The sequence below is a fragment of the uncultured Amnibacterium sp. genome, assembly GCF_964250715.1.
In the GTDB taxonomy this organism is placed as follows: Bacteria; Actinomycetota; Actinomycetes; order Actinomycetales; family Microbacteriaceae; genus Amnibacterium.
Map to the genome: position 1 here is coordinate 69,850 of NZ_CAXUGX010000002.1, position 23,068 is coordinate 92,917.

At 70.5% G+C, this 23,068-nt stretch carries 17 protein-coding genes; 12 read left to right on the forward strand and 5 right to left on the reverse strand.

The annotated features are described in order from the left end of the window. Positions 1–28 precede the first annotated feature (28 nt). Together ACFE7H_RS03230 and ACFE7H_RS03235 are read left to right on the forward strand one after the other, a co-directional pair. Entirely contained in the window at positions 29–1,885 is a 1,857-nt protein-coding gene (locus ACFE7H_RS03230) for a CDP-glycerol glycerophosphotransferase family protein (protein ID WP_375399772.1), read from the forward strand. Beyond that, on the forward strand, positions 1,882–3,648 hold the full coding sequence (locus ACFE7H_RS03235; RefSeq protein WP_375399773.1) for a hypothetical protein: 1,767 nt from the start codon (positions 1,882–1,884) through the stop codon (positions 3,646–3,648). Before ACFE7H_RS03230 ends, ACFE7H_RS03235 begins: the two co-directional genes overlap by 4 nt. Before the next feature lie 87 nt (positions 3,649–3,735). On the opposite strand, the gene ACFE7H_RS03240 is transcribed toward ACFE7H_RS03235, so the two are convergent. Then, positions 3,736–5,130: an SDR family NAD(P)-dependent oxidoreductase gene (locus ACFE7H_RS03240; protein ID WP_375399774.1), complete on the reverse strand. Its 1,395-nt coding sequence runs from the start codon at positions 5,128–5,130 to the stop codon at positions 3,736–3,738. 82 nt (positions 5,131–5,212) lie between these two features. Between ACFE7H_RS03240 and ACFE7H_RS03245 the strand changes: the two genes are divergently transcribed. Together ACFE7H_RS03245 and ACFE7H_RS03250 are read left to right on the forward strand one after the other, a co-directional pair. Further along, positions 5,213–7,351, forward strand: coding sequence for a glycosyltransferase family 2 protein (locus ACFE7H_RS03245; RefSeq protein WP_375399775.1), 2,139 nt, complete (start codon positions 5,213–5,215; stop codon positions 7,349–7,351). 188 nt (positions 7,352–7,539) lie between these two features. After that, positions 7,540–9,531: a hypothetical protein gene (locus ACFE7H_RS03250; RefSeq protein WP_375399776.1), complete on the forward strand. Its 1,992-nt coding sequence runs from the start codon at positions 7,540–7,542 to the stop codon at positions 9,529–9,531. 21 nt (positions 9,532–9,552) lie between these two features. On the opposite strand, the gene ACFE7H_RS03255 is transcribed toward ACFE7H_RS03250, so the two are convergent. Next, positions 9,553–9,975, reverse strand: coding sequence for a type II toxin-antitoxin system death-on-curing family toxin (locus ACFE7H_RS03255; protein ID WP_375399777.1), 423 nt, complete (start codon positions 9,973–9,975; stop codon positions 9,553–9,555). Between the two features lie 150 nt (positions 9,976–10,125). Continuing rightward, on the reverse strand, positions 10,126–10,326 hold the full coding sequence (locus ACFE7H_RS03260; RefSeq protein ID WP_375399778.1) for a hypothetical protein: 201 nt from the start codon (positions 10,324–10,326) through the stop codon (positions 10,126–10,128). 248 nt (positions 10,327–10,574) lie between these two features. Between ACFE7H_RS03260 and ACFE7H_RS03265 the strand changes: the two genes are divergently transcribed. Further along, a complete protein-coding gene (locus tag ACFE7H_RS03265; RefSeq protein WP_375399779.1) occupies positions 10,575–12,695 on the forward strand; it encodes an alkaline phosphatase family protein in 2,121 nt (706 codons plus the stop codon). Then, the gene (locus ACFE7H_RS03270; RefSeq protein WP_375399780.1) at positions 12,692–13,336 is read left to right on the forward strand and encodes a hypothetical protein; all 645 of its coding nucleotides are present in this window, start codon (positions 12,692–12,694) and stop codon (positions 13,334–13,336) included. The genes ACFE7H_RS03265 and ACFE7H_RS03270 overlap by 4 nt, the downstream gene beginning before the upstream one ends. 28 nt (positions 13,337–13,364) lie before the next feature. Here the strand turns inward: ACFE7H_RS03270 and ACFE7H_RS03275 are convergent, their stop codons facing one another. Then, positions 13,365–14,141, reverse strand: a complete 777-nt coding sequence (locus ACFE7H_RS03275; protein ID WP_375399781.1) for a polyprenol monophosphomannose synthase — start codon at positions 14,139–14,141, stop codon at positions 13,365–13,367. A gap of 156 nt (positions 14,142–14,297) precedes the next feature. After that, positions 14,298–15,917, reverse strand: a complete 1,620-nt coding sequence (locus ACFE7H_RS03280) for a hypothetical protein (RefSeq protein WP_375399782.1) — start codon at positions 15,915–15,917, stop codon at positions 14,298–14,300. 238 nt (positions 15,918–16,155) lie between these two features. Between ACFE7H_RS03280 and ACFE7H_RS03285 the strand changes: the two genes are divergently transcribed. From ACFE7H_RS03285 to ACFE7H_RS03310, 6 genes are read left to right on the forward strand one after another with little or no spacing between them, the layout of a single operon-like run. Beyond that, a complete protein-coding gene (locus ACFE7H_RS03285) occupies positions 16,156–17,271 on the forward strand; it encodes an FAD-dependent oxidoreductase (protein WP_375399783.1) in 1,116 nt (371 codons plus the stop codon). Further along, positions 17,258–18,253, forward strand: coding sequence for a glycosyltransferase (locus tag ACFE7H_RS03290; protein ID WP_375399784.1), 996 nt, complete (start codon positions 17,258–17,260; stop codon positions 18,251–18,253). Before ACFE7H_RS03285 ends, ACFE7H_RS03290 begins: the two co-directional genes overlap by 14 nt. After that, complete coding sequence (locus tag ACFE7H_RS03295) at positions 18,246–19,076, forward strand: glycosyltransferase family 2 protein (RefSeq protein ID WP_375399785.1); 831 nt, start codon at positions 18,246–18,248, stop codon at positions 19,074–19,076. The genes ACFE7H_RS03290 and ACFE7H_RS03295 overlap by 8 nt, the downstream gene beginning before the upstream one ends. Then, positions 19,073–19,855, forward strand: coding sequence for a hypothetical protein (locus ACFE7H_RS03300; RefSeq protein ID WP_375399786.1), 783 nt, complete (start codon positions 19,073–19,075; stop codon positions 19,853–19,855). Before ACFE7H_RS03295 ends, ACFE7H_RS03300 begins: the two co-directional genes overlap by 4 nt. Next, a complete protein-coding gene (locus ACFE7H_RS03305; protein ID WP_375399787.1) occupies positions 19,852–20,670 on the forward strand; it encodes a sugar phosphate isomerase/epimerase family protein in 819 nt (272 codons plus the stop codon). Before ACFE7H_RS03300 ends, ACFE7H_RS03305 begins: the two co-directional genes overlap by 4 nt. Before the next feature lie 50 nt (positions 20,671–20,720). After that, positions 20,721–23,051, forward strand: a complete 2,331-nt coding sequence (locus ACFE7H_RS03310) for a hypothetical protein (protein ID WP_375399788.1) — start codon at positions 20,721–20,723, stop codon at positions 23,049–23,051. Positions 23,052–23,068 lie beyond the last annotated feature (17 nt).

A 23,068-nucleotide genomic window follows, 5' to 3' on the forward strand; every position in this document is an offset into this window, starting at 1 on the left:
GGAGGGGGCGGCTGCGGCTGGTGCCGCGGTGAGCGGACTGCGGGTGCGCGCGGTCGCCGCGCCTGCGCGCGTGAGGGCGGCGGCACCCGCGGGGCGCTCCCCGCGGCTGGCCCCGATCGGCTTCGGCCGGGGCCAGAGCGACATCGCCGACCTGGCGCTGGTCGGGGTCGCGGTGGCCGGCGCGATCCTGGCGCTGCTCACCGGCGTGTGGATCGTCGCGGTCCTGCTCGCGCTGCCCAGCCTGACCGCCGACGTGGTGCGCGGTGAGCGGCCCGCCAACCTGCGCCGGCTGGCCCGCCGGGTGCTGCTCGACCGGCCCGCCCGCTCCCTGGTGCGCGCCGGCGCCGTGATCGTCGCGGTCGCCGGCACCGTGGACCGGCTCTCCCGCCTGGATCTGGTCGCGGTCTTCACGGCGCTGATCACCGTGCACCTGTGCCTGACGGTCTACGCCGCGCTCGCCGCCCGCCGCATCGGTCGTGAGTCGACCGTGATCACCTGGCGCAACCTGCCGGTCGACCTGCACGAGACGACGGCGACGGAGGGGCCGCAGCCGCTGCCCGACGCGGTGCTGGCCGTGCTGCCGCTCGACGGCGTGCGGCTGCTCGCCGCGGCCGAGTGCGTGCTGTTCGCGGGGGTCGTCGTCACCGCGTCGCGCGTGCCGATCGTGCCGCTGGCGCTCGCCGTCATCACCTTCGCCACGGCCGTGCTGGTGGTGGCGCTCGGCTGGCGGGCCTGGGGCAGCAGCACCGTGCCGCTGCGCGACTCCGACACCCAGGCGGTCGAGGCCGTCGGCGCCCTGCAGCCCGAGGTCGTCTTCTACTTCTCGTCCCCCGCCTCCGGCACCTACGCGCTCGCGGTGTGGGCGGACGTGATCAACGCGATGCGCCGGCCGGTGCTCGTCGTGGTGCGCGAGCGCGGCCACCTCTCCGGCCTCGACGCCATCACCGCGCCGCTCGTGGTCGTGCCGACCGTCGCCGCGATGGAGCGGGTGGTGCCCCCGTCCGTCCGGGTCGTGCTCTATCCCACGAACGTCGTGCGCAACAACGAGATGGTGCGCATCCCGGGTCCGCTGCACTGCTTCATCGGCCACGGCGACAGCGACAAGGTAGGTAGCTTCAGCCCGCTGAACCGCATGTACGACGAGATCTGGGTCGCCGGCGAGGCGGCCATCGACCGCTACCGCGCCGTCGACGAGGGTATCGACCTGACCGCGCTGCGGGCCGTGGGCCGGCCGCAGCTGGCGGAGATCCAGCGGGCGGATCCCACGCAGCAGCATCGCGGGCGGCTGACGGTGCTCTACGCGCCGACCTGGGAGGGCTTCTTCGACGAGGCGGACTACTCCTCGGTCGCCGCGATGGGGGAGCGGATCGTGGAGGGCGCCCTGGCGGCCGGCGCCCGGGTGCTCTTCAAACCCCATCCGCTGACCGGGCACCGCCTGCCCGAGGCCGCGCGGGCGCGCACCGCGATCGAGGCCCGCATCATCCGCGCCGGTGGCGGCTCCACGCTGGTGCCGAACACCCCGAACGCCCTCTACGCGGCCTTCAACGAGGCGGACGTGCTGATCACCGACATCTCCAGCGTCATCACCGACTTCCTCGCATCGCGCAAGCCGTACATCGTCACCAATCGACGGGACCTGCCGGCCGACCAGTTCACGACCGCGTTCCCCTCCGCCGGCGCCGCGGTGCTGCTCGGCTCGCGCCTCACCGAACTGCCCGACGCGCTCGCGGACGCCCAGGGTCCGGACGTGCGCCGCGAGCCGCGGAGCCTGCTCGCCACGCGGTTGCTCGGCGATGCGGCGGATCCGTTGCAGGCGTTTCTGACGGAGGTCGATGCGTTCGTCGAGCGGTCCAAGGCGCGCGCCGCCGTCCGGAGCGGCCCGTGAACCGCACCGCCCGCGTGCTCGTCACCGCGGGGCTCGGGCTCGCGTACCTCGGCCTGCTGCTCGGCGCCATCAGCCCGGTGCCGATCGGCGTGGTGCTGCTGACCGCCGTGCTCGTCGCCGCCGAGGTGGTACTCACCCGCTTCGCCCCGGAGCTGTTGCCGGCCCTGTTCGCCGACCAGCTGAACGCCCGCTTCCGCCTGCTGTCCGTCGACCTGCTGGTAGGGGTCTTCGCGGCGCGCACGCACCTGCCCGCCCTGCTCGTGGCGCTCGCCGTCACCGCCCTCGTGCTGCTGCACCTGACACGGGATGCGGACGGCATCTTCACCCGGCGCATCGAGTGGCGCCGGGCCGGCGGCCCGGTCAGCTGGCGCAACCTGCACGTGCCCGGGTTGCCGATGCCCCGGACAGCCAGGCCACAGCCCGAGCTGAGCGTGGCGCTCGCGGTGCTGACCCTGGTGCTGCCGCTCGGGCTGGCGTTCGGTGAGTGGCTGCACGATCGGGCCGTCCCGGTCGTCGCAGCGTTGACGGTGATCGCCGCGTGCATCGTCCTGCTGCTGGTCCGCGGCAGTGTGCTTGCCTGGACCAGCCGGCGCAGCCGCGACGCCGTGCGGGCCGCCCTCCGCGCCGCGATCGACGACGCCGCACCGCAGGTGGTACTGCACTTCAGCGGCCGCCGCGGCACCGCCGGTCAGGCCGCCGACTGGGCGCCGACCCTGCGCTGGCTGACGCAGCGCTGCCTGATCGTCACCCGCGAGTCCACGCACCTGGATGCGCTGGCCGCCACCGGACTGCCGGTCGTGTTCGCGCCGCTCAGCACCGACGTGGAGCTGTTCATGGTGCGCTCCGTGCAACTCGCGCTGTATCCGAGCGACGTCACGAACATCAACAACCACCTGCTGCGCGTCCCCGGCATCTACGACGTGCTGATCGGGCACGGCGACAGCGACGAGGCCGAGAACTCCAGCCCGATCGCGCGCATGTACGACGAGATCTGGGTGGCGGGACCGCTCGGCAGGGCGCGGTACGCGACGCCGCTGACCGGGGTGCGCGACAGCCGGGTGCGCGAGATCGGGCCGCTGCCGTTCGTGGCCCGGGAGGCGTCGCCCCAGCCGGACGTCGCCGACGCCGGCGCTTGGCGTCGTCGCACCGTGGTCTACGCCCCGGCCTGGGAGAGCGTGCTGACGACCACGAACCTGTCGTCGCTCCGCACCGTGTCCCGGCGGATCGTCTCGGCGCTGCTGAAGATGCCCGACGTGCAGGTGGTGCTGGCGCCGGCGCCGGCGACCGGCTCGCGGCTGCCCGAATACGCCCGTGAGCTGGAGAGCCTGACGGAGCGCATCCGCGAGGCCGGCGCGCCGCACCTCGTCGCCTCGCCCCACGACTCCCCGTCGGCGCTGGCGCACGCCGACCTCGTGATCACCGACGTGTCGCCGGTGGTGGCCGACGCGGTGGAACTCGACCGCCCGTACGCCGTGCCCGCACGCCCCTTCTGGACGCCCGCGCAGATGCTGCAGGCCTACCCCTCCCTGCGCGGCGGCACGGTGCTCGAGACCGAGCGCGGCGCGGACCTGCGCCGGCAGCTGACGGTCGCCCTCGCCGCCGACACGATGGCGGAGGAGCGCGCCGTCCTCCGCCGGGAGCTGATGGGCCCGTACGACCCGCTGCAGTTCCAGGCCCGCTTCCAGGCGGCCGTCGACGACGCGCTCGCCGCGCAGGCCGCCCGCCGCACCTTCCTGCGCCCCGCCGCCGCCCCCGTCGCCTGACTCAAGAATTCAGGACGATTCGCAAACTGAAGGCGGAAGCGGGCCGGATCCGGCTCCGAACCTCGATTCGTCCTGAATTCCTCGGGGTCAGGAGCGGCGACGCACGTCCACGATCTGGCCGGTGACCGGCGAGATCAGTGTGTCGATGGAGGCCATCGCCACCGCGTCGGCCGACAGCAGCGAACCCTCCGGCTCCTCGCCGAACGCCTTGGTGCGCATGCCGGTCTTGGTGCGTTCCGGATTGATGCAGTTGACGCGCACGCCCACTTCGGCCCACTCCTCGCTGAGCGACTGCGTCAGGTTGACCGTGGCCGCCTTGGTGGCGGAGTACATGCCGTAGTTCGCGCGGCCCCGGGTGTAGGAGCTGGAGGTGAAGTACAGCAGCTGGCCGTTCGTCTCCTTGAGGAACGGCAGCGACTCCTGGGCGATGATCACGGGCCCCAGCAGGTTGATCTTGATGGTGCGCTTGACCGCGTCGGGGCTGAAGGTCTCCAGGCCCCCGATGTCGAGCACGCCCGCGGAGTTCACGACGTAGTCGATGCGGCCGCTCGCCTGGTGCGCCTGCTGCAGGGCCGCGACCACGTGTTTGCGCTTCTGGATGTGCGTGCCCGTGCCGCTGCGGGAGTAGGAGAAGACGGTGGCACCGAACCGCTCGGCCGCGGCGCAGATGCCCGCCCCGATGCCCTCGCTGCCGCCGAACACGACGATCGTCTTGTCGGCCAGCGCCTTCTCGCGGGCGGCCGTGCTGAGCCCCTCCGGATCCGCCGACTTCAGCTGGAACAGCTTGTCGGCGATGAACACGTCGATCGCCTCGGTGATCTTCATGTTCTCGTCGGAGCCCGCGATCACCGCCACGGCCACGTCGGGGGTGTACTTCAGCACAACCGTGCAGTCGTCGGTGGCGACGAAGTTGCGATCCTTGCCGGCGCGCTCGTAGGCGCGGGTGATCGTCGATTTCAGGAACGCCTGCGGCGTCTGGCCGCGGCGCAGCAGCGCGCGCGGCGGCACGTCGACCAGCACGTTCGTCTCGGTGTTGATCTGGATGATCGTGTCGGCGGAGGGGATCGCCGTGTCCACCGCGCCGTAGTGGTCGAGCGCGTCGACGCAGTCCTGCAGGATGCGGTCGTCGACGAAGGGCCGCACGGCGTCGTGGAAGAGCACCTTGCACTCCGTGTCGCCCAACTGGTCGAGCGCCAGCCGCGTGGTGTCGTTGCGCGTCTCCCCGCCCGCGAAGACGCCCGTCAGCTTCGGATAGCGGCCCGTCTCGATCAGATCGGTGACCGCGGAGATGTGATTCGGCTCCATCATCACGATGATGCGGTCGATCGCCGGGCAGGCGTCGATCGCGGCGATGGTGTGCTCGATGATCGGCTTGCCGGCGATGCGGGCCAGTTGCTTCGGCATGCCGAGCCCGGCGCGCACGCCGACGCCGCCCGCGAGCACCACCGCCACCGTCTCCAGGGTCTGCCGCGTCGAAGCCATCGGATTCGAGTGTATCCAGCACCCGGGCGCGAACCCGGTGCGAGGCGGCCCGGCGCGGCACGCCGGTACGGCGGCGCGCGACATGCCGATGCGGCGGGGCGACGCCCTCGGCCGCTACCCTGACTCGCGGTTCGCGGCCCGCCGGCGGGATGCGGCCGCCGAGGAGAGCCGCGTGATCGACGAGACGCCGAGGATCAGCGTCATCATCGCCGCGTACGCGCCGGGCGACGGCATCGACCGCGTCATCGCCTCCCTGGACGCGCAGACCCTGCCGCAGCACCAGTTCGAGACGATCGTCGTCGACGACGGATCGCCCGACGACACCTTCGCGCGCCTGCAGGCGTTCGCGTCGTCGCGCCCCAACATGCGCGTCCACCGCATCGAGAACTCCGGCTGGCCGAGCCGCCCCCGCAACGTGGCGACCGACCTGGCGCGCGGCGAGTGGGTGATGTTCATGGATCACGACGACTCGCTCTATCCCGACGCATTGCGCCGGGCGGCGGAGTATGCGGCCGAGACCGACGCCGACCTGCTGAGCCCCAAGGAGTCGAAGACGACGGATGTCTGGTGGGGCATGTCCAGCCTGGAGCAGGGCAACCTGCCCGACGTGCATGCCGCGGGCGGCATTCATCGACTGTCCCCAATGGTGCCGCACAAGCTCTATCGCCGGGCCTTCCTCGCCGAGCACGGCATCCGGTTCCCCGAGGGGCGGCGGATGCTGTGGGAGGACATCTACGTCAACGTCGAGGCCTACGCCCGCGCGCAGCGCGTCGCCGTGCTGGCGGACACGCCGTTCTACCTGTGGCACTCCAGCCCGACCAACAACTCGAAGAGCTACGGCCCGACGACGGCGGAGTACTGGGACCGGCTGGACGACCTGCTGGCCTTCATCGACGCGACGCTGAGCGGTCCGGAGCTCGCCGAGCCGCGCCGCGCGACCCTGCTGCAGCAGTACCGCGATCGGGTGCTCAGCCGGTTCAGCGGCATCCTGCCCACCGCGACGCCGGACGAGACCGCGCTGGCGCTCGTCCGCGTCCGCCGCATCCAGGACCGGTACTACCCGCCTGAGTGGGATCCGCTGCTGCGGCCCGCGGAGTTGGCCCGCGCGCTGCTGCTGCGCGGCGAGCAGGTGCCGCTGCTGACGCAGCTGCAGGTCGCGGACAAAGAGGTCAAGAACCGTGCCCGCGCCACAGCGATCGGCTGGTCGGAGGGGCGGCTGCACCTCGACGTCGAGGCGCGCTGGCTGGACCAGCAGGACGCGCCGGTGCGGTTCCTGCGGCGGGGCGGACGGATATTGCGCGATCTGCCGGAGGCGGTGCTGGCGGCGCTGCCGCCGGAGGCGGTCGACGTGACCGACTCGCTCGACTCCTTCGTGCTGCAGCTCGCGGTCCGCTCCCGCACCGAGCGCGTCACCTGGCAGCTCGCCACCGCACCGACGGCGAGGTTCGAGGCGTTGGACGACGACGCCGTGACCGTCGTCGGGACGACCCACGCGGTGCTCGACCCCGCTACCGCGGCCGCGGGGCGTCCCCTGGACGCGCCCATCTGGGACTTCTACGCCGCGAGCCGCTGGGTCGGCCTGTCCCGGGGCAGCGGCGTGCGGTCGCGCCAGCCCGCCCGGGCGGCACTGCTGCACGGCCGGCCGATGGTCGCCTACGCCAACGTGACCGGCAACCTGAGCCTCGACACCGAGCAGCGCCTGCGCAACATCGTGAAGGACGGCCGCCCCGACCTCGCCGGGGTCACCGGCGACGCGACCGGCTTCCGCCTGCCGCTGCCCGGGGTGCACGTGCACGGGCCGGGGGAGACCCCGGTGGAGCTGGTGCTGACGTCGACCCACGCGGAGCAGCCCGGACCGCTCGCCGCACCCGTCGCGACCCTGACCGGCCGGATCACGGCCGGTGCTGATGGCGATGCCGGTACCGATGCCACTGCGGTTGCTGATAGCGACGCCGGACAGGCGGCGTGGCTGGAGGCGGGCGGTGCGGTGCGCTCGGGCACCTACCGGGTGTGGGCGCGGGTGGCGTCGGGTGTGCCGCTGATCGCCCCGTTCGTGCTGCACGTCGCACATCACGGCGGGCCCCTCGGCCTGTCGGCGCGCGCGCTGCCGGTCCGCATCGAGACCGCGGCCGAGCGCCGGGCGAAGCGCGCCGTCGCCCTCCGGGCACGCGCCCGCGGCGTCGCCCGGCGCGTGCGCGACCGCCTCGTCCCGCGCCGCTGAGCCGGCTCCGTGCGGAGCGGGCACGGTTCTGAGTCGGCACAGTCCCTCCGTCGGCTGACGCGAACGAGCGCACCGCCGCCTCCGGCCTCGGGCGCATCCCCATGCCCGTGTTTGACTGACTGCGGCGCGTGCGGGGGCGTGGCGACCGGCTGAACCCGCCGCCCCGGCGCCGAACGGAGGTGAGCGCGGTGAGCAGAGTCCAAGCGCGCTGGCGACCCGGTTGGGTGCGCGACGCCGCGGCGATCGCGGCGATCGGTGCCGTGATCGTCGGTGCGGGCCTCGTTCCGGCGCTCACCGCCAGTGCCGGGACGACGGCGCCGATCGAGGGAGTCGTGCACGCCGACGGGCGCGAGGTCGCCGGTATCCGGGTCGGGTTCTGGAGCGCGAACGCCGGTGTGCTCGCCACCACTCGCACCTCGACGACCGGCCGGTTCCAACTGCCGCTGCCGTCCACCACGGACGGGTACCTGTTCGCGGGCACGGATCCGGACTCGCCCACCACCGTCACCACGGTCGGCGCTCAGGCGTACGTCCGCGGCCTGCTCGGAGCGACCGAGACGCGCCCGTACGCATCGCCGCTCTATCAGGGTTACACCGCCGCGACGCCGGCGCACCTGCTGGGCGGCGCCGCGATCGACCTGAAGATCCAACGGGCCGGCCGGATCATCGGCACCGATGCGGCCCCGCGGGCGGCATCGGCGCGGCCGCTGGCGGTGTACCGGCTCGACGGCTCGCTCGTGCAGCGCCTCGGCGTCGACTCGCGCGATCGGTTCGCCTCCGAGCCCCTCGCCCCCGGCCGCTATACGGTCGTCGCCGATCGGCCCTCCCCGGATGTGCCCGGCCGCGTGCAGGTGACGATCCGGTCCGGTCGGACCGTCACCGCGGCGCTGCCCGCGCCGGCCCCGGGAGCGACGCTCGGCGGTCAGCTCACCTCCTCCGGCGCCCCGATCGACACGCCGGTGCCGGTGCTGCTGGTCCGCGCGGGCGTGCTCGTCGACCGGACGACGTCCGACTCCACCGGCGGCTACTCGTTCGCAGGTCTGGACTCCGGCGTGTACGAGGTCGACTTCGGGCGGTATCAGCTGCCGCCCCCCAGCCGATCGTCGTCCACCGCCTCGGTCGCACCGACCGCGGTACCGACGCAGCAGACCCCGTCGCCGATCACGTCGGATTCGTCACCGACGCCGACGCCCACGCCGACCTCGCCGACGTCGGCGCCGGCCGACTCCGCGCCCACCGACGTCTCGCAGACCTCCGACGACTATCGGCCGGCCGTCGCGACGGCCACGGTGACCGCTGCGCGGTCCGACGTGCACCTGGATCAGGATCTGGTCGCCGCCGGGACGGTCACGGGAGCCGTGGCGGGCGTCGCGGGCGCGGCGACCGTGATCGCCGAGGACTCGGTCACCCACGCGCTGCTGCGGGTGGGCATGAGCAATCCGTCGACCGGCCGGTTCCAGCTCGGCGGCCTGCCGAACGGCAGCCAGGTCGATGTCTACGCGGTCGACGACCCGGCCGACCCCGCCACGGCGCGCTACGGCACGACGACCGTCACCGCCGAGGCTTCGGCCGAACCAGCCGTGACCGAGTCCGCGACGGCCGAGTCCGCCGAGCCCGCCGCCGAAGCGGGCACGATCACCCTCGACACACCCACGTTGACCGTGTCCGGCACCGTGAACGACACCACCGCCGGCACCGTCGCCTCCGGGCCGGACAATCCCGGCGTCCGCACGGCGAGCATCGGCACGACGGGCGCTTACACGCTGCAGGGGCTGGTGCCGGGGCTCTACCCGTTGATCGTGCGGGATCGCACGCATCTGCCGTCGTCACCGGTGACGGTGGACGTGCGGCAGTCCGGCGTGCAGAACCTGTCGCACGGGGTCGCTCCGGCGACGCTGAAGGCCTGGTTCATCTCGGGCGGTGCCGGAGTCGTCGAGGTCAGCGGCCAAGCCGTCACCCCCGCCGGGGACGTCGCGCGGATCGGGCCGCGGACCGATAAGGGCCACGTGACGGTCACCGGCCTCGCACCCGGCACCTACACGTTCGACCGACCGTCGTTCCTCGGCCTGGTCCTCGCCCACGACGGACCGTGGTGGTTCGGAGCGCCGGTCGGCTCCTTCACGCTGCGAGCCGGCACCACGACGTACATCGGGCCGGTCCAGCTGCACGCCCACCAGTGAGCGGGGCGGCGGAGGCGCGACTCAGCTCTTCGGGCCGAGCCGCAGGTGCAGGCGGTGCGCCAGTTCGTTGGTGGCCAGGTAGCCCTGCTGCACCTCGCGAAGCAGGGAGAAGATCTCGTTGTCGCTGAAGTGCACCGCGGCGTCGTTCAGTTCCAGGAACACGTTCGTGGCCAGCCAGGAAAGGCGCTTGTTGCCGTCGAACAGCGCGTTGTTGCGGGCGAGCGATTCCATCAGGGCCGCCGCCTTCATGGCCAGCGGCGTGTAGATGTCCTGCCCGCGGTAGCGCAGCGCGGGCCGTTCCACGGCCGAGATCAGCAGGCCCAGATCGCGCACCGCCTCGCGCAGCGGCGACTCGCTGAACATCTCGACGATCTGCACGACGTCGTCGATGCTCAGATACTCGGTCTGCTGGGCGGATCGCGAGGACAGCGATTCCGTGGACATCTCACGCCTGTCGGGTCTGGGCTCGTCGGATCTGGGCTCGTGCTCGACGGCTCGGGCGCCCGATGGAGCCACACTCTACGGCGCGACCGGATTTCGGAGCCGAATCAGGCCTCGGCGAGCCGAGGCGGTGCTGATTCGAGCTGTCCCGATTCAGGCGTCGGCGAGCCTGGTCATCAGCGCGGCGTAGCGGCGCAGCAGCGCCGTGGTCGACGCGGCGACGAACTCCTCGTGGTTCTGCTTGGGCGCCGCGATCTCGATCGCGGTCGCCGCTGCGCTGTTCTTCGAGGTGCGGAAGGACTTCGCGAGCCGGGCCAGGGTCTCGTCCTCGTCGGCGGTCAGCCGCAGGGTCATCGCCATAACCCTCAAGTTAGACCTGAGGGTGAGGGCGGTCCCGGAGGCGCGCGGCCGTGTCGTGGGGGACCGGATCTGCGGGAACCGCCGGGCATGACTCCGCCGTTCGGCGTCCGTTCACCCGCGGTTCACCGGATCGGTGATCCCGCACCGGTCGAGCCCGTTAGAACCGGGGTGTGCAGATTCCCCGTCTCTCTCGCCGTCTCTCTCCCCTTCGTTCTTCCCGCTCCATCCGTCGGCGAGTGCGTGTGATCGTCACCGCCGTCGCCGCGACCGGACTCATCGGTGCCTCCGTCCTCGGTGTCGGCGCCATCGGTGCATCCGCGTCCACGGCGGCCGCGGTCCCCGCCCACAAGGGCGTTTCGATCTCGAGCACCGGCCTGAAGGCCGGTCAGATCAAGCACGTGTGGCTGATCATCCTGGAGAACAAGTCGTATGACGCGACCTTCACCGGGCTCAACCAGAACAGCTACCTGTGGAAGACCCTGCCGAAGCAGGGGGTGCTGCTGAAGAACTACTACGGCACCGGCCACTCCAGCCAGGACAACTACCTGTCGATGGTCTCGGGGCAGGCGCCGGAGGAGGACACGCAGGCGGACTGCAGCGTGAAGAACTTCGACTTCGGCAGCAACAAGACGATCGTCAAGAGCGGCAAGAACAAGGGCCAGGTCGCCTCGCTGGCCAACGCCGCGCAGCCGAGCGGAGCGAACGCGCCGAATGGTGCCAACGGCTGCACATACCCCTCGGATGCGCCCACCCTGTTCAACCAGTTGGACGCGGCGCACAAGACCTGGAAGGGCTACGCGCAGGATCTGGGCAACCAGCCCGGACGTGAGGACGCCGTCTGCGGCGGCCCCGGCACCTCGGCCAACGATCCGACCATCAATCCGACTGTGATGAGCGCGACCAGTGCGAGCCCGCTGCCGCCGGGGGTCACGAGCTTCACCGGCGCCCAGGCGAACGACCAGTACGTGGCGAAGCACTTTCCGTTCCCGTGGTTCCACAGCCTGACCGGCACGAGGACCACCTCCGGCATCCTGAAGCCCCCGCTGACGAAGCCGGTGGGCGGCGGCTCGGACTGCGACGAGAACCACATCGCGAACCTCGACAACGCCTCCGGCGGCCTGTTCCACGACCTGCAGAAGAAGTCGACGACTCCCGCGTTCAGCTGGATCACGCCGAACAACTGCAGCGACGCCCACGATGCCATCTGCAAGGGGAACAACCTCTCCGGCGCGTTCACCGCCAAGGGTGCCCCGATCTACCAGAAGCCCTACCCGAACCCGGCGGCGACCACGCCGAAGAACCAGACCGGCGGGCTGTACGCATCCGACCTGTTCCTGCAGTACTACGTGCCGATGATCGAGCGGTCGGCGGCGTTCAAGGACGGCGGCCTGATCGACATCACCTTCGACGAGGCCAACCCGCCCTTCACCTACACCGGCAACAGCTTCAACAACGCGAACGACTACGGCCCGACGCGCAAGGACAAGCCGGGCGCCAAGGCGGGGATCAAGGCCGATGCGGCCGGTGAGAACATCCACGGGCGCAACGTGCACTCCGAGCCCACCGGCGTGAACTCGACCCTCGGCACGGATTCGAAGGGCAACCAGCTGTACCCGGGCCCCGGCAACAACTCGTTCATCGACCGGCCCGCCGCCTGCACGACGACGACGCCCACACCCGTCCCCGCCGGCTGCGTACCGAACATCGTGCGCGGCGGATCGGGGACCACGCCCGGTGCGCGCACGGACACGGTGAAGGGCGCGCCCGGCTCGGCGTTCATCGCCGACGACGCGATCAACTCGCTCGACACCGGACGCCAGGTGACCGACACGAAGGACGCCACCGGTCCCGGTGGGACCAGCCCGATCCCGGCGGACACGTTCGTCGGCACGGTCAGCAACACCGGCCCGCTGTTCCCGACGACGAGCACCGGCACGGTGGTGAAGGGATCGTTCCAGCTGGTGAACCAGGCCGGCGACCCGGTGCAGCCGAGCGGCGCGGTCACCGGGCTGACGCTGAGCGCCGAGGGCCCCCTCGGTCACCTGGCTCCCGGGCAGACGCCGGACCCGCTGTTCGACGCGAAGGATCCGACACCCGGCGGCGGCGACACCGGCAGCGTGCTGATCAGCCCGCTGATCAAGCCCGGCACCTCGACCACGCGGTTCTACGACCACTACAGCTGGCTGCGGACGATGGAGGACATCTTCCAGGTCAGCACGGGTCACGACCACACGAAGCTGCCCGCGGGCACCGTTTCGGGCGGCCTGGACAAGAAGGGCCACATCGGCTTCGCCGCGACATCCGGACTCGCGCCCTTCGGCCCGGACGTCTTCAACAACGCCAAGAAGAAGAAGCATTCGTGAGCGGGTCGAGCGGCGCCGGGTCCAGCACCCGGCGCCGCTTCGGCGTCGTCGCGGCGGGCGGACTGCTGACCGCTGGCCTCGTGAGCGCCGTCCTGCTGAGCGGCTGCACGGCCGCGCCGGCCGTGCAGCCGCAGACTGCCCGCACGCCGGCCGCGTCGAGCACTCCTGATCCTGATGCGTACGGGGCGCTGCCGAGCTTTCTGCCGGCCGATACCGGTCAGCCGAACAGCCTGCTCGTCGCGGACATCCGCCACCCGGCGGTGACCTCCGAGGGCGACGACGTCGAGGTGCACCTCGCCTCCGGCTCGGTGCGGATGACCGTGGTCGGCCCCGAGGTGCCGGGCGAGGGTCTGCCCGTGCAGCCCGAAGACACCACCTGCACGTGGACCGTGACGATGAGCCACGCCACGGCTCCGGTGCGCATCCGCGTCGCGGACTTCAACACGCTCGACCACCTGGGCACGATCTACCCGGTCGCCGCGGTGCCGAGTCAGCCGGCGATCCCGGCCATCCTGCAGCCGGGCCGGTCGGTGTCGTTCGAGCTGCGCACCGCGATGCCCACCGGCGAGGGCGTCATGCGATGGTCGGGCGGCACGAAGAACGTGCTGTCGAGCTGGGACTTCGTGGTCGAGAACGACTGACCCGCATCGGCCGGTCGTCACCCAGGCGTCAGCCGGTGGGAGCGGGGCGGCGGGCGACCCGGTGGACCAGGTGACGCAGCCGGCGCTGGATGCCCCAGACCGTGACGCGCCACAGCGCCTCGGTGACGATGCCGCCGCTCATCTTGCTGATGCCGAACTCGCGCTCCACGAACACGATCGGTACCTCCACGATCGACAGCCCGTGGTCGTGTGCGCGTCGGACCAAGTCGACCTGAAAGCAGTAGCCGTGGCTGGCGACGTCGCGCAGGTCCAGCTCGGTCAGCGCAGCGGCCCGGAAGGCGCGGAACCCACCGGTCGCATCCGTCACCGGCACCCGCAGCATCAGGCGGGCATAGATGTTGCCGCCCCGCGAGAGCCACCGGCGGTGCCTGGACCAGTTCTCGACGCGGCCGCCCCGCATCCACCGGGAGCCGAGGGCCAGATCCGCGCCGCCGGCGACCGCGTCCAGCAGGGGCTCCAAGTCCTGCGCCCGATGCGAGCCGTCGGCGTCCATCTCCACGATCACGTCGTAGCCGTGCTGCAGCCCCCATGCGAAGGCCGCCAGGTAGGCGACCCCCAGGCCCGCCTTCTCGGTGCGGTGCAGCACCAGCACCTGGGCGTCGGCGGCGGCGAGCCCATCCGCGATCGCGCCCGTGCCGTCCGGGCTGTCGTCATCGACGACCAGCACATCGACCTCGGGCCGGGCGCTGCGCACGCGGGAGACGACCGTGCGCACGCTCTCGGCCTCGTTGTAGGTGGGGATGCAGACGAGGGTGCGCGGGGCGCCGTCATCGGTGCCGGACATCGCTCGCTCTCCTCGCCGACCCCGTCAGCCCGCGGTCGGCGACGAGTGTCCCATGCGCGCGGACCCACCCCGCTCGAACGGCGATCCGGCACGCGGTCCTCTTCGGGGCACATCGGTGAGGCAGACTGCCCTTCGGGCAGGGCCGGCAGGATCCGCTCACCGTGACACCCCTGCAGGCGGCACGCCGTGCAGGAAGTACTGGTCGACGCGGGCCAGCACGGGTCCGCGCACGAGCTGCGCATGGGTGGCGTCACTGATGCCGGTCGCACCCCGCACCAGGATGAAGGCGTCCCCGCTGGTCAGGTACGCGGCCAGGTCGCGCTGCCAGCGCTCGTTCGTCTGCCGGACGGGCGGGCCGGGTACCGCGTCGGCGTCGTAGGTGTACCCGGTCACGTCCGGCCGGAACGTGCAGCCGAGCGCCAGGTCGCGCGAGACCACGTTCATCTCGATCAGCATCGACGGGTCGTCGCTCAGGACGCAGCCGGGCACCTGCGCGGCGGCGGCGCGGAGTCGCGCGACCGGTATCGCGCGGCTGGAGCCGACCGCATAGGTCGGCTGGTGCAGCACGAGCAGGGCGCCGAGCGCGAGCGCGACCGCGATGGCGCCGCGGACTCCCTGCCAGCCCACTGCACGCCAGCGCCTCCCTGGCCCGCGGGTTAGTGGCCAGCGCCGCCCCTGCCGACGCAGTGGCGCGACGACGCGGTGCACCCCCGCCCCGACCACGAGCGCGAGCGGCGGGCTGGTGAGCGCGGAGTAGTGCAGGTAGAAGGTGGGCGTCACCAGTACGACGACCGCGATCGCCACGCCGAGCAGCACCACCCACACGCGCGCGCCACGGACGGTCAGCGCCAGGGCCGCGAGCGCCAGTGCAACGAGCCCGAACACCAGGATCTGCGTGTCGATCGTCCAGAACGCGGCCTGCGGCGGAATCGTCCCCGGCAGGGTGTGCACGCCCAGCAGGCCGGTCAGGCGCTTCTGCACCGTATCGGTCGGAATGCGTGGCCGGCCCAGCTGGTCGATCACCACCTGCCGCACCATCGCCCCGCCGCCGGCGACCAGGAACGGCCCGAACAGGGCGATCCCGCCCAGCAGCATGCCGGCGAGGATCGGCAGCGCCCGCCGCAGCTGGAACAGCACGATGATCGCCGCCGGCAGCAGGTACCAGCCCTTCGCACCGATCGCCCCGGCCAGCGCGAGCCCGGCGAGTACCGGCCAAGCGGTCCGCAGCCGCCCGACTGCCCGCGTCGCGAGCCCGTCCTGCGCCAGGATCAGCAGCGCCAGCAGCACGCCGAGCGTGCCGAGCGGCTCCAGCAGCGTGCTGCGCTCGGCGTACGCGGCCGGCGCGAACACGGCGTAGAACATGCCTCCGGTCAGCGCGGCGGGCAGCCCGAGCCGCTTCAGGATCAGCACGATCAGCGCCGCGTTCACGCCGCCGAGCCCGACGAACGCGTGCCGCGCCACCGTGAACGCCTGCCCGTCCCCGATGTGCTCGGCGAGGGCCGCGAACGGCGCGAGCACGATAAGAATGCCGGGCGGCTGCAGGAACAGAAAGTCGCGGTACGGCAGCCGCCCGTGCACGAGCGACTGGGCGGCGCTGAAGTAGACACCGTCGTCGTACCCGCCGATCGCGCTGAACCCGCCGCTCAGCAGCACCTGCTGCCGGCGCACCCACACCGCGGTCACGCCGACGACCAGGACGACCAGCACCACCCCGCCCAGGCGTAGGAGGCGAGCCCGCTGCTCGGCCCGGCCGCTGCCCTCGGATCGGTCGGTCACCGCTGTCGCGCTCACCGCTGAACGCCGGCCGCGTTGCGGATGTTCGACTCGTCGTGCTTCCTGGTCCGTTGCCATTGCCGATCAGTCTGGAGCCGCGACGAGCGTGCGGCTCTTCCCGCGCGTGTCGGCCGTCTGTGGACGGAGAGCCGACTTATCGTGTCCCCCGAACCGGTGACAAGACTGCCCATCTGCCCAAGTCCGCTGCCCACTCGGCCTCGATTGTCCAGGGGGTGCAAGCGTGACCGATGCCGCTGACGCCGTCGTCATCGGCGGGGGGTTCTACGGCTTGCGCATCGCGCTGTTCCTGCGGGAGCGCCTGGGGTTCGCCCAGGTCACGGTCCTCGAGTCGTCCCCCGACTTCATGAATCGTGCTTCGTACGTCAATCAGGCGAGGGTGCACAACGGATACCACTATCCGCGGAGCATTCTCACCGCCTATCGGTCGCAGGTCAACTTCCCGAGCTTCGCGAGCGAATACCGTGATGCGATCGTCGAGGACTTCACTCATTACTACGGGATCGCCCGGACACTGAGCAAGACCAACGCGCGGCAATTCGAACTCTTCTGCCGGCGCATCGGGTCGTACATCGCCGACGCGCCCGCGAGTATGACCAGACTGTTCGACGAGCGGCGCATCGAGAAGCTGTTCCTGGTCAAGGAGCCGTCGTTCGACTCGCGCATCCTGCGGCAGATGCTGCTCGACCGTATCGCCGCGAAGGGCGGAATCGAGCTGCGGACGCAGTCGAAGGTCGATCGGATCGTCGCGGTCGACGATGGTCTCGAGGTCGGTTCAGGCGACTACGCCGTCCGCGCACCACGGGTCATCAGCGCGGTGTATTCGGGGCTGAACGCACTGCACGAGGCGGCGGGGCTGCCGTTGGTCGACCTGCAGCACGAGCTCACCGAACTCGTCCTGGTCTCGATGCCGCCCGAGCTGGAGCATGCAGCGGTCACGGTGATGGACGGTCCCTTCTTCTCGATCATGCCGTTCCCGTCCCGCAAGCTGCATTCGCTCTCGCATGTGCGGTATACGCCGCACCACCGGTGGCGAGAAGGTGCCGGCGCGACATCGCGGAATCCCTACGCCGCGATGAACCAGGTCAGCCGAGAGACGAATTTCGCCCCGATCTACGCCGACGTCATGCGATACATGCCGGGTGCCTCGGCGATCTCGTATCGGGATTCGCTCTTCGAAGCGAAGACCGTTCTTGCGCGGTCGGCGCAGGACGACAGTCGCCCGATCCTCTTCCGCCCCGATCATGGGCTGCATGGGTACACCTGCATCATGGGCGGCAAGCTGGACAACATCTATGACGTGTTGAACGAGTTGGAGCAGTTGTATGGAGCTCGCTGAACTGTCCGAGCCGAGAGCCGACGTCTTCGTGTCGGTCGTGGTGATCATCGACGACGACATCCCGCTGGCGGCCGAGCGGATCCGCTCCCTCGGTTCGGCGGTCGCGGGTCGATATCGCAATTACGAGATCGTGATCATCGACAACCAGTTGTCGCCCGACACGCTGATCCAGCTGCGGCAACTGCTCCCCACGGAGCCCTGCCTTCGTATTCTGCGACTGTCGCGACGGTCGGCCGTCGACACCGCGGTGTTCGCGGGGCTCGATGCGGCGATCGGCGACTACATCGTCGTGACCTCGATGGCCTACGACTCGGACGAAGCGGTCCTCGGCGTCGTGGAGAAGCTGCGCTCGGGAAGCGACGTGGTCGAGGGATTGAGCGACAGCCCCCTCGGAGGAGGTCCTCTCACCCAGCTCGGGCGCGGCGCGTTCTACTGGTACAACCGGCGGTTCCTCGACGTCGACATCCCGGCACGGTCGACCTACCTGACCGGCCTGACCCGCGCGGCGGCCAACTCGCTCGGCGCAGCGGGGCGCACGCACCGATACCTGCATCACCTGATCCGCTACATCGGCTTCCGGGTGGACACCTACGAGTACTCGCTGCTCGACCTGAAGGCACGGCGCGTGTCCAGCCGGCCCAAGGGCCTGGACGCGATCGAGATGGTGAGCAGCTACTCGACGCATCCGCTGCGGGTCGTCACCGTGATCGGCCTCGTCGCCGCGCTGTTCAACCTGCTGTACGCGGTCTACGTGATCATCGTCACGTTCGTCGTAGCCCATGTCGCGGAGGGCTGGCCGACGACCTCGCTGCAACTCTCGGTGATGTTCTTCATCATCGGCCTGATCCTCGCCGTGCAGGCCGAGTACGTCGGCAGGATCCTGAGCGAGAGCCGCCGCGAGGCCGGCTACTTCATCACCGAGGAACTCGAGAGCGACACCGTCATCGCCGAGACCGAGCGCAGGAACGTCGCCCGTGCCTGAGACCGGCGCCGGCACCGGCACCGGCACCGGCACCGGCACAGCCCGAGCGGTGCCGCAGTTCGATGCCGTGGAGCTCCGGCCCAAGGGCTCCAAGTACTGCGTCGTCGTCTTCGTGATCAACGAGGGCGAGAAGATCCGTGCCCAGCTGGCGACGATGGCCGAGCTCGCCGAGACGTTCGACGTGGTCATCGCCGACGGCGGCAGCACCGACGGCTCTCTGGATCTGGACTCGCTGCGCGGCTGGAACGTGCGCGCGCTGCTGACCAAGCGCGGGCCGGGCAAGCTGAGCGCGCAGATGCGGATGGCGTTCTCCTATGCGCTCGACCAGGGCTACGACGGCGTGATCACGATCGACGGGAACGGCAAGGACGATCCCGCGCCGATCCCGGAGTTCGCCCGCCTGCTCGACTCCGGTGTCGACCACGTGCAGGGCTCCCGCTTCATCCCCGGCGGCCGGGCCGTGAACACGCCGCTCTCCCGCTGGCTGGCGGTCCGCCTGCTGCACGCGCCGCTGATCAGCCTGGCGGCCCGGGAGCGGCACACCGACACCACCAACGGGTTCCGGGCGTACAGCGCCCGCCTGCTCGGCGACGAGACGATCGCGCCGTTCCGGGACGTCTTCATGACCTACGAGTTGCACTACCACCTCGCCATCGAGAGCTCGCGCGACCCGCGCTTCCGCACCGCCGAGACGCCCGTCACGCGCTCGTACCCGGCGAAGGGCAAGACGCCCACCAAGATCAGCCCGGTCCGGGGCAACGCGCACGTGCTCCAGCTGCTCTTCCGGGCGGTCCGGCGCACCTATCGCAGGCCGACGGCATGACGGAGCGCAACCTGCAGGACGTCCTGGTCGGCTACTCCGGATTCGTCGGCGGCAATCTGGCGCAGCAGCGCCATTTCAACCTGCTCGTGAACTCCAAGAACACCGACGATCTTGCGGGCGGCACCTTCGGCGACGTCGTGTTCTCTGCGGCGAAGGCCGAGAAGTGGCGCGCGAACCAGGATCCCGCGGCCGACTCCGCGCACGTCGCCGAACTGGAGCGGCTGCTCGGCACGTTCTCGTGCGACCGGCTGATCCTCATGTCGACCGTCGACGTGTACGGCGTGCCGATCGGCGTCGACGAGAGCACTCCGATCGACACGGACGGACTGCACGCGTACGGATTGCATCGCTACCGGCTGGAGCAGACCGCTCGCGAGCTGCACGACGTCGTACTCGTGCTGCGCCTGCCGGGCCTGTTCGGCCACGGCCTGAAGAAGAACGTCGTGTTCGATCTGCTGCATGACAACCAGGTCGATCGCATCCAGCCGGCCAGCACGCTGCAGTACTACAACCTGGCGAACCTTCGGGCCGACATCGAGCGCGCGGAGTCGCTGCGGCTCGACCTGCTCAACCTCGCCGCCGAGCCGGTGTCGAGCGCGGACATCGTCCGCGAGGTGTTCGGCCGCGAGCCGCTGCCCGAGCAGCCGGCGCTGCCGATCGTGCACTACAACATGCGCACCCGGCACGGCGAAGCAGGCGGCAACGGGTACCTCTACGGCCGCGACTCCGTGCTCGCGCAACTGCGCCAGTTCGTCTCGACCATGCGGGCCGTCGCGTGAGGCTCGCCGTCTCCAACATCGCCTGGCACCCCGCCGAGGACGAAGCGGTGTTCGACGTGCTGCGCGAGCAGGGCGTCGACGCGATCGAGATCGCGCCAACCCGCAGCTTTCCCGATCCCCTTCTCGTGACTCGCGACGACGCGCATCGGGCAGCGGCGGCGTTCGCCGATGAAGGACTCGAAGTCGTGGCCTTCCAGTCGATGCTGTTCGGCCGCGGCGACCTGACGATCTTCGATTCGAGCGATCTGCGCGGTCGAACCCGTCAGCACCTCGAGCGATTCATCGACCTTGCGGGATGGATGGGCGCCGGCCGGCTGGTCTTCGGTTCACCCCGGAATCGTCGCGTTCCCGACTCCATGCAGTCCGCGGAGGCATTCGACATCGCGACGGACTTCTTCCGCGCACTCGGCCACCGGGCGAGCGCGGCCGGCACCGTCTTCTGCATCGAGCCGAACCCGGAAAGCTACGACTGCAACTTCGTGACCACCGCCGAGCAGGGCGCACAGCTCGTTCATGCGGTGGATGCGCCCGGCTTCGGGTTGCACCTGGACGCCGCGGGCATGACGCTCAGCGGGGACGACCCGGCGGTGAGCATCGAGTCGTTCGGGGGAGTGCTGCGCCACTTCCATGCCAGCGCACCGCAGCTCGGCGACCTGGAGGACACCCTGGTCGACCACGCCGCCGCCGCCGCCGGACTCCGTTCGGTCGGCTACGACGGCGTCGTTTCGATCGAGATGCGGTCGCGGGATGAGGGCCTGAACGCGGATCGGGTCCGAGCGGCGATCCGGCTGGCACGAGAGCGGTACGCGGCGTGACCGCTCCTGCACCGGTGACCGCTCCTGAACGAGCGACTGCTGCTGCACCCGTGACTGCTCCGGCGAGTACGCGGCGACAGGTCGTTGCCCGGATCGTGCGACGTCGAGCGCTGCTGATCGTGCTCCTCGTGCTGAACCTCGCCATCACCACGATCTACTCGCTGCAGACGGCGGTGGTCCTGCCGACCTACCACCTGGACGGCGCGTTCCAGACGGCGAGCGGTCTGATCCGTCTGAGCCACGGCAATCTGCCGGGGCGGGACTTCTTCCCGTATCTCGGCATCGGGCCGGTGTTCCTGCTCTTCCCGCTGTTCTGGATCATGGGCGGCACGTTGGGGGCCTCGGCGTTCTCCGCCCACTTCGTGACCGTCGCGGTGCTCGAGCTGGTCGCCGGCCTCGTCTTCGTGCTGATCCTGCGCCGGCGTTCGTTCACCGCCCTGCTCGGCGTCGGCTCCGTCGTGCTGCTGCTGATCGTGTTCAGCGCAACGCCGCCGCTGTGGTTGCCGAACCAGGTCCAGACGGTGCTGACCGCGCTGTACTCGTCTGCGATTCCGGGGAACAGTCTTCGTCCTGTCCGCGCATCCTCGCCGATGGTGCTGACGGGAACCGCGTTGCTCGCCCTGCGGTACCTGCCGCGGTACCGGGCCATCGCGGTCGTCGGCGTGGTCGCGGGCATCGTGCTGGCACTGTGGTCGAACGACTTCGCACTCGCCCCGGTGGCCATCTTTTTGGCTTTCATGGCGTACTACGGTCTGCGGTTGCGTCGCTGGCGGCTGCGCGAGTTCGGCGTGCTGGCGCTGGCGCTCGGCGTCGCGTATGTGGTCTCGGGACTGATCGCGACCGGCGGCTTCTTCGCCGCGCAACTGACCTACAACTTCCGTGACGTGCTCGGTGATCAGAACTGGTACTTCGGCGGATGGCAGGCCGCCGACCGGGTCTATTCGCTGCACGACCTGCTCTTCACGTTCAGGACGTACAAGGTCATCCCGTTCCTGCCGGCACTGCCGGTCGCGACGTTCTTCGCCCTCTTCCGTCGGCCCGGCCTGACGTCGATCCTGGCCGCCTATCTCGGCTGGGCGGCCATGCTCGGCGGCCTGACGGCGTTGATCGGCGGGCATCTGGACGACTACTTCCTGCCGTACCGCCTCTGGGCCTCCGTGGCGACGATCGCGTACATCGTCGTGTTCGTGCGCTGGGTGATCGCGAAGCTGTCCGCGTCCGATCGGCGACGACCTGGTCGTACCGGCACGCCACGGCGACCGCCGAGGTCGCTCGTGTGGGTGTTCGCGGTCGTTCCGGTCGTCGCCCTGGTGGTGCAGATCGGTTCCTATGCCGGCTATCGCCAGGGCGTCGTGGCCGATACCTCGGACTACGGCTACAACCCCATTTTGGGCGGGTACCTGAATCGCGTGTTCGACGACCACGTCGCCGCCTTGCCTACGAAAGGCACCAGTTTCATCGAGGAGTACGCCGGGCTCTGGACCGCGGAGAGCGGGCCGAACGAACACGTGAAGGTCGACTCCGTCATCCATGCACTCGGTGCGGAACGGGACAACTTCGCGGCGTACATGGGGACGAACCCCGACGAGGTCGTCACGACTGCGAAGGAGCTCAGCTACGGCTGGGTGTCCTGGAACATCAGCGCGAACTGGTGGTTCTACCGCGACCTGTTCCGCAACTACGCACCGCAGGCCGACTCGCCGTACACCGTCGTCTGGAAGCACGTCGGGCCCTCGCCGGTCGCGCCGACGGCAGGTACCTGCACCGTTGCGAGTGACGGGCAGTCGGTTCGGGTCGCCCCGGGGATCACCGGTCTCGGCGAGTTGACCGTCGAGTACGCCGGGCCGGGTCGGGGCTCGCGCGGGTTCTCCATGATCCAGAACGACATCAACTCTGCAGTCGATGCCGATGGATTCGTCGCTCTGGACCCCGGCGCTCATGCGCAGCGCGTCCCCGTGTACTCCCGGAATCTGGTGCCGAGGAAGCTGGTCGTGCGTGACGTCCCCGCCGGGAAGCACACCACGATCACGGGATGCACGATCACCTCTGTACCGGTACCCGCCGCGAGCCGGGCCCTGTCGCTCTATCGGGATTTCTGGACCATCTCGACGAGGCCGCTCGCCGTGACCGACGCATCGTGGCTGAACGGACTCTTCCGGGGCGACGCCGCCGGTTTCCAGGTGAAGAACACCGGGCCGAACGCGATCGCGTTCGCTCCCGGCAAGACGGTGACCCTTGCCGACGGCGAGCACCGCACGGTGACCAGCGCCGTCTCCGCCGACAAGCTGTTCGTCTATCTCACCGGCCCGGCGTTGCCGCAGAGCCTGCTCAGCAGCACGAATGCGTTCAACGCCGGCGACTCGATCGCTGAGCCCGGGTGAAGCCCGGCAGACCGCCT

Coding starts and splice junctions, on each gene's coding strand:
- ACFE7H_RS03240 (WP_375399774.1), bottom strand. CDS start 5,130: ATGGCTTCGACGCGGCAGACCCTGGAGACGGTGGCGGTGGTGCTCGCG.
- ACFE7H_RS03245 (WP_375399775.1), top strand. CDS start 5,213: ATGCCGATGCGGCGGGGCGACGCCCTCGGCCGCTACCCTGACTCGCGG.
- ACFE7H_RS03255 (WP_375399777.1), bottom strand. CDS start 9,975: ATGTCCACGGAATCGCTGTCCTCGCGATCCGCCCAGCAGACCGAGTAT.
- ACFE7H_RS03260 (WP_375399778.1), bottom strand. CDS start 10,326: ATGACCCTGCGGCTGACCGCCGACGAGGACGAGACCCTGGCCCGGCTC.
- ACFE7H_RS03275 (WP_375399781.1), bottom strand. CDS start 14,141: ATGTCCGGCACCGATGACGGCGCCCCGCGCACCCTCGTCTGCATCCCC.
- ACFE7H_RS03290 (WP_375399784.1), top strand. CDS start 17,258: ATGGAGCTCGCTGAACTGTCCGAGCCGAGAGCCGACGTCTTCGTGTCG.
- ACFE7H_RS03300 (WP_375399786.1), top strand. CDS start 19,073: ATGACGGAGCGCAACCTGCAGGACGTCCTGGTCGGCTACTCCGGATTC.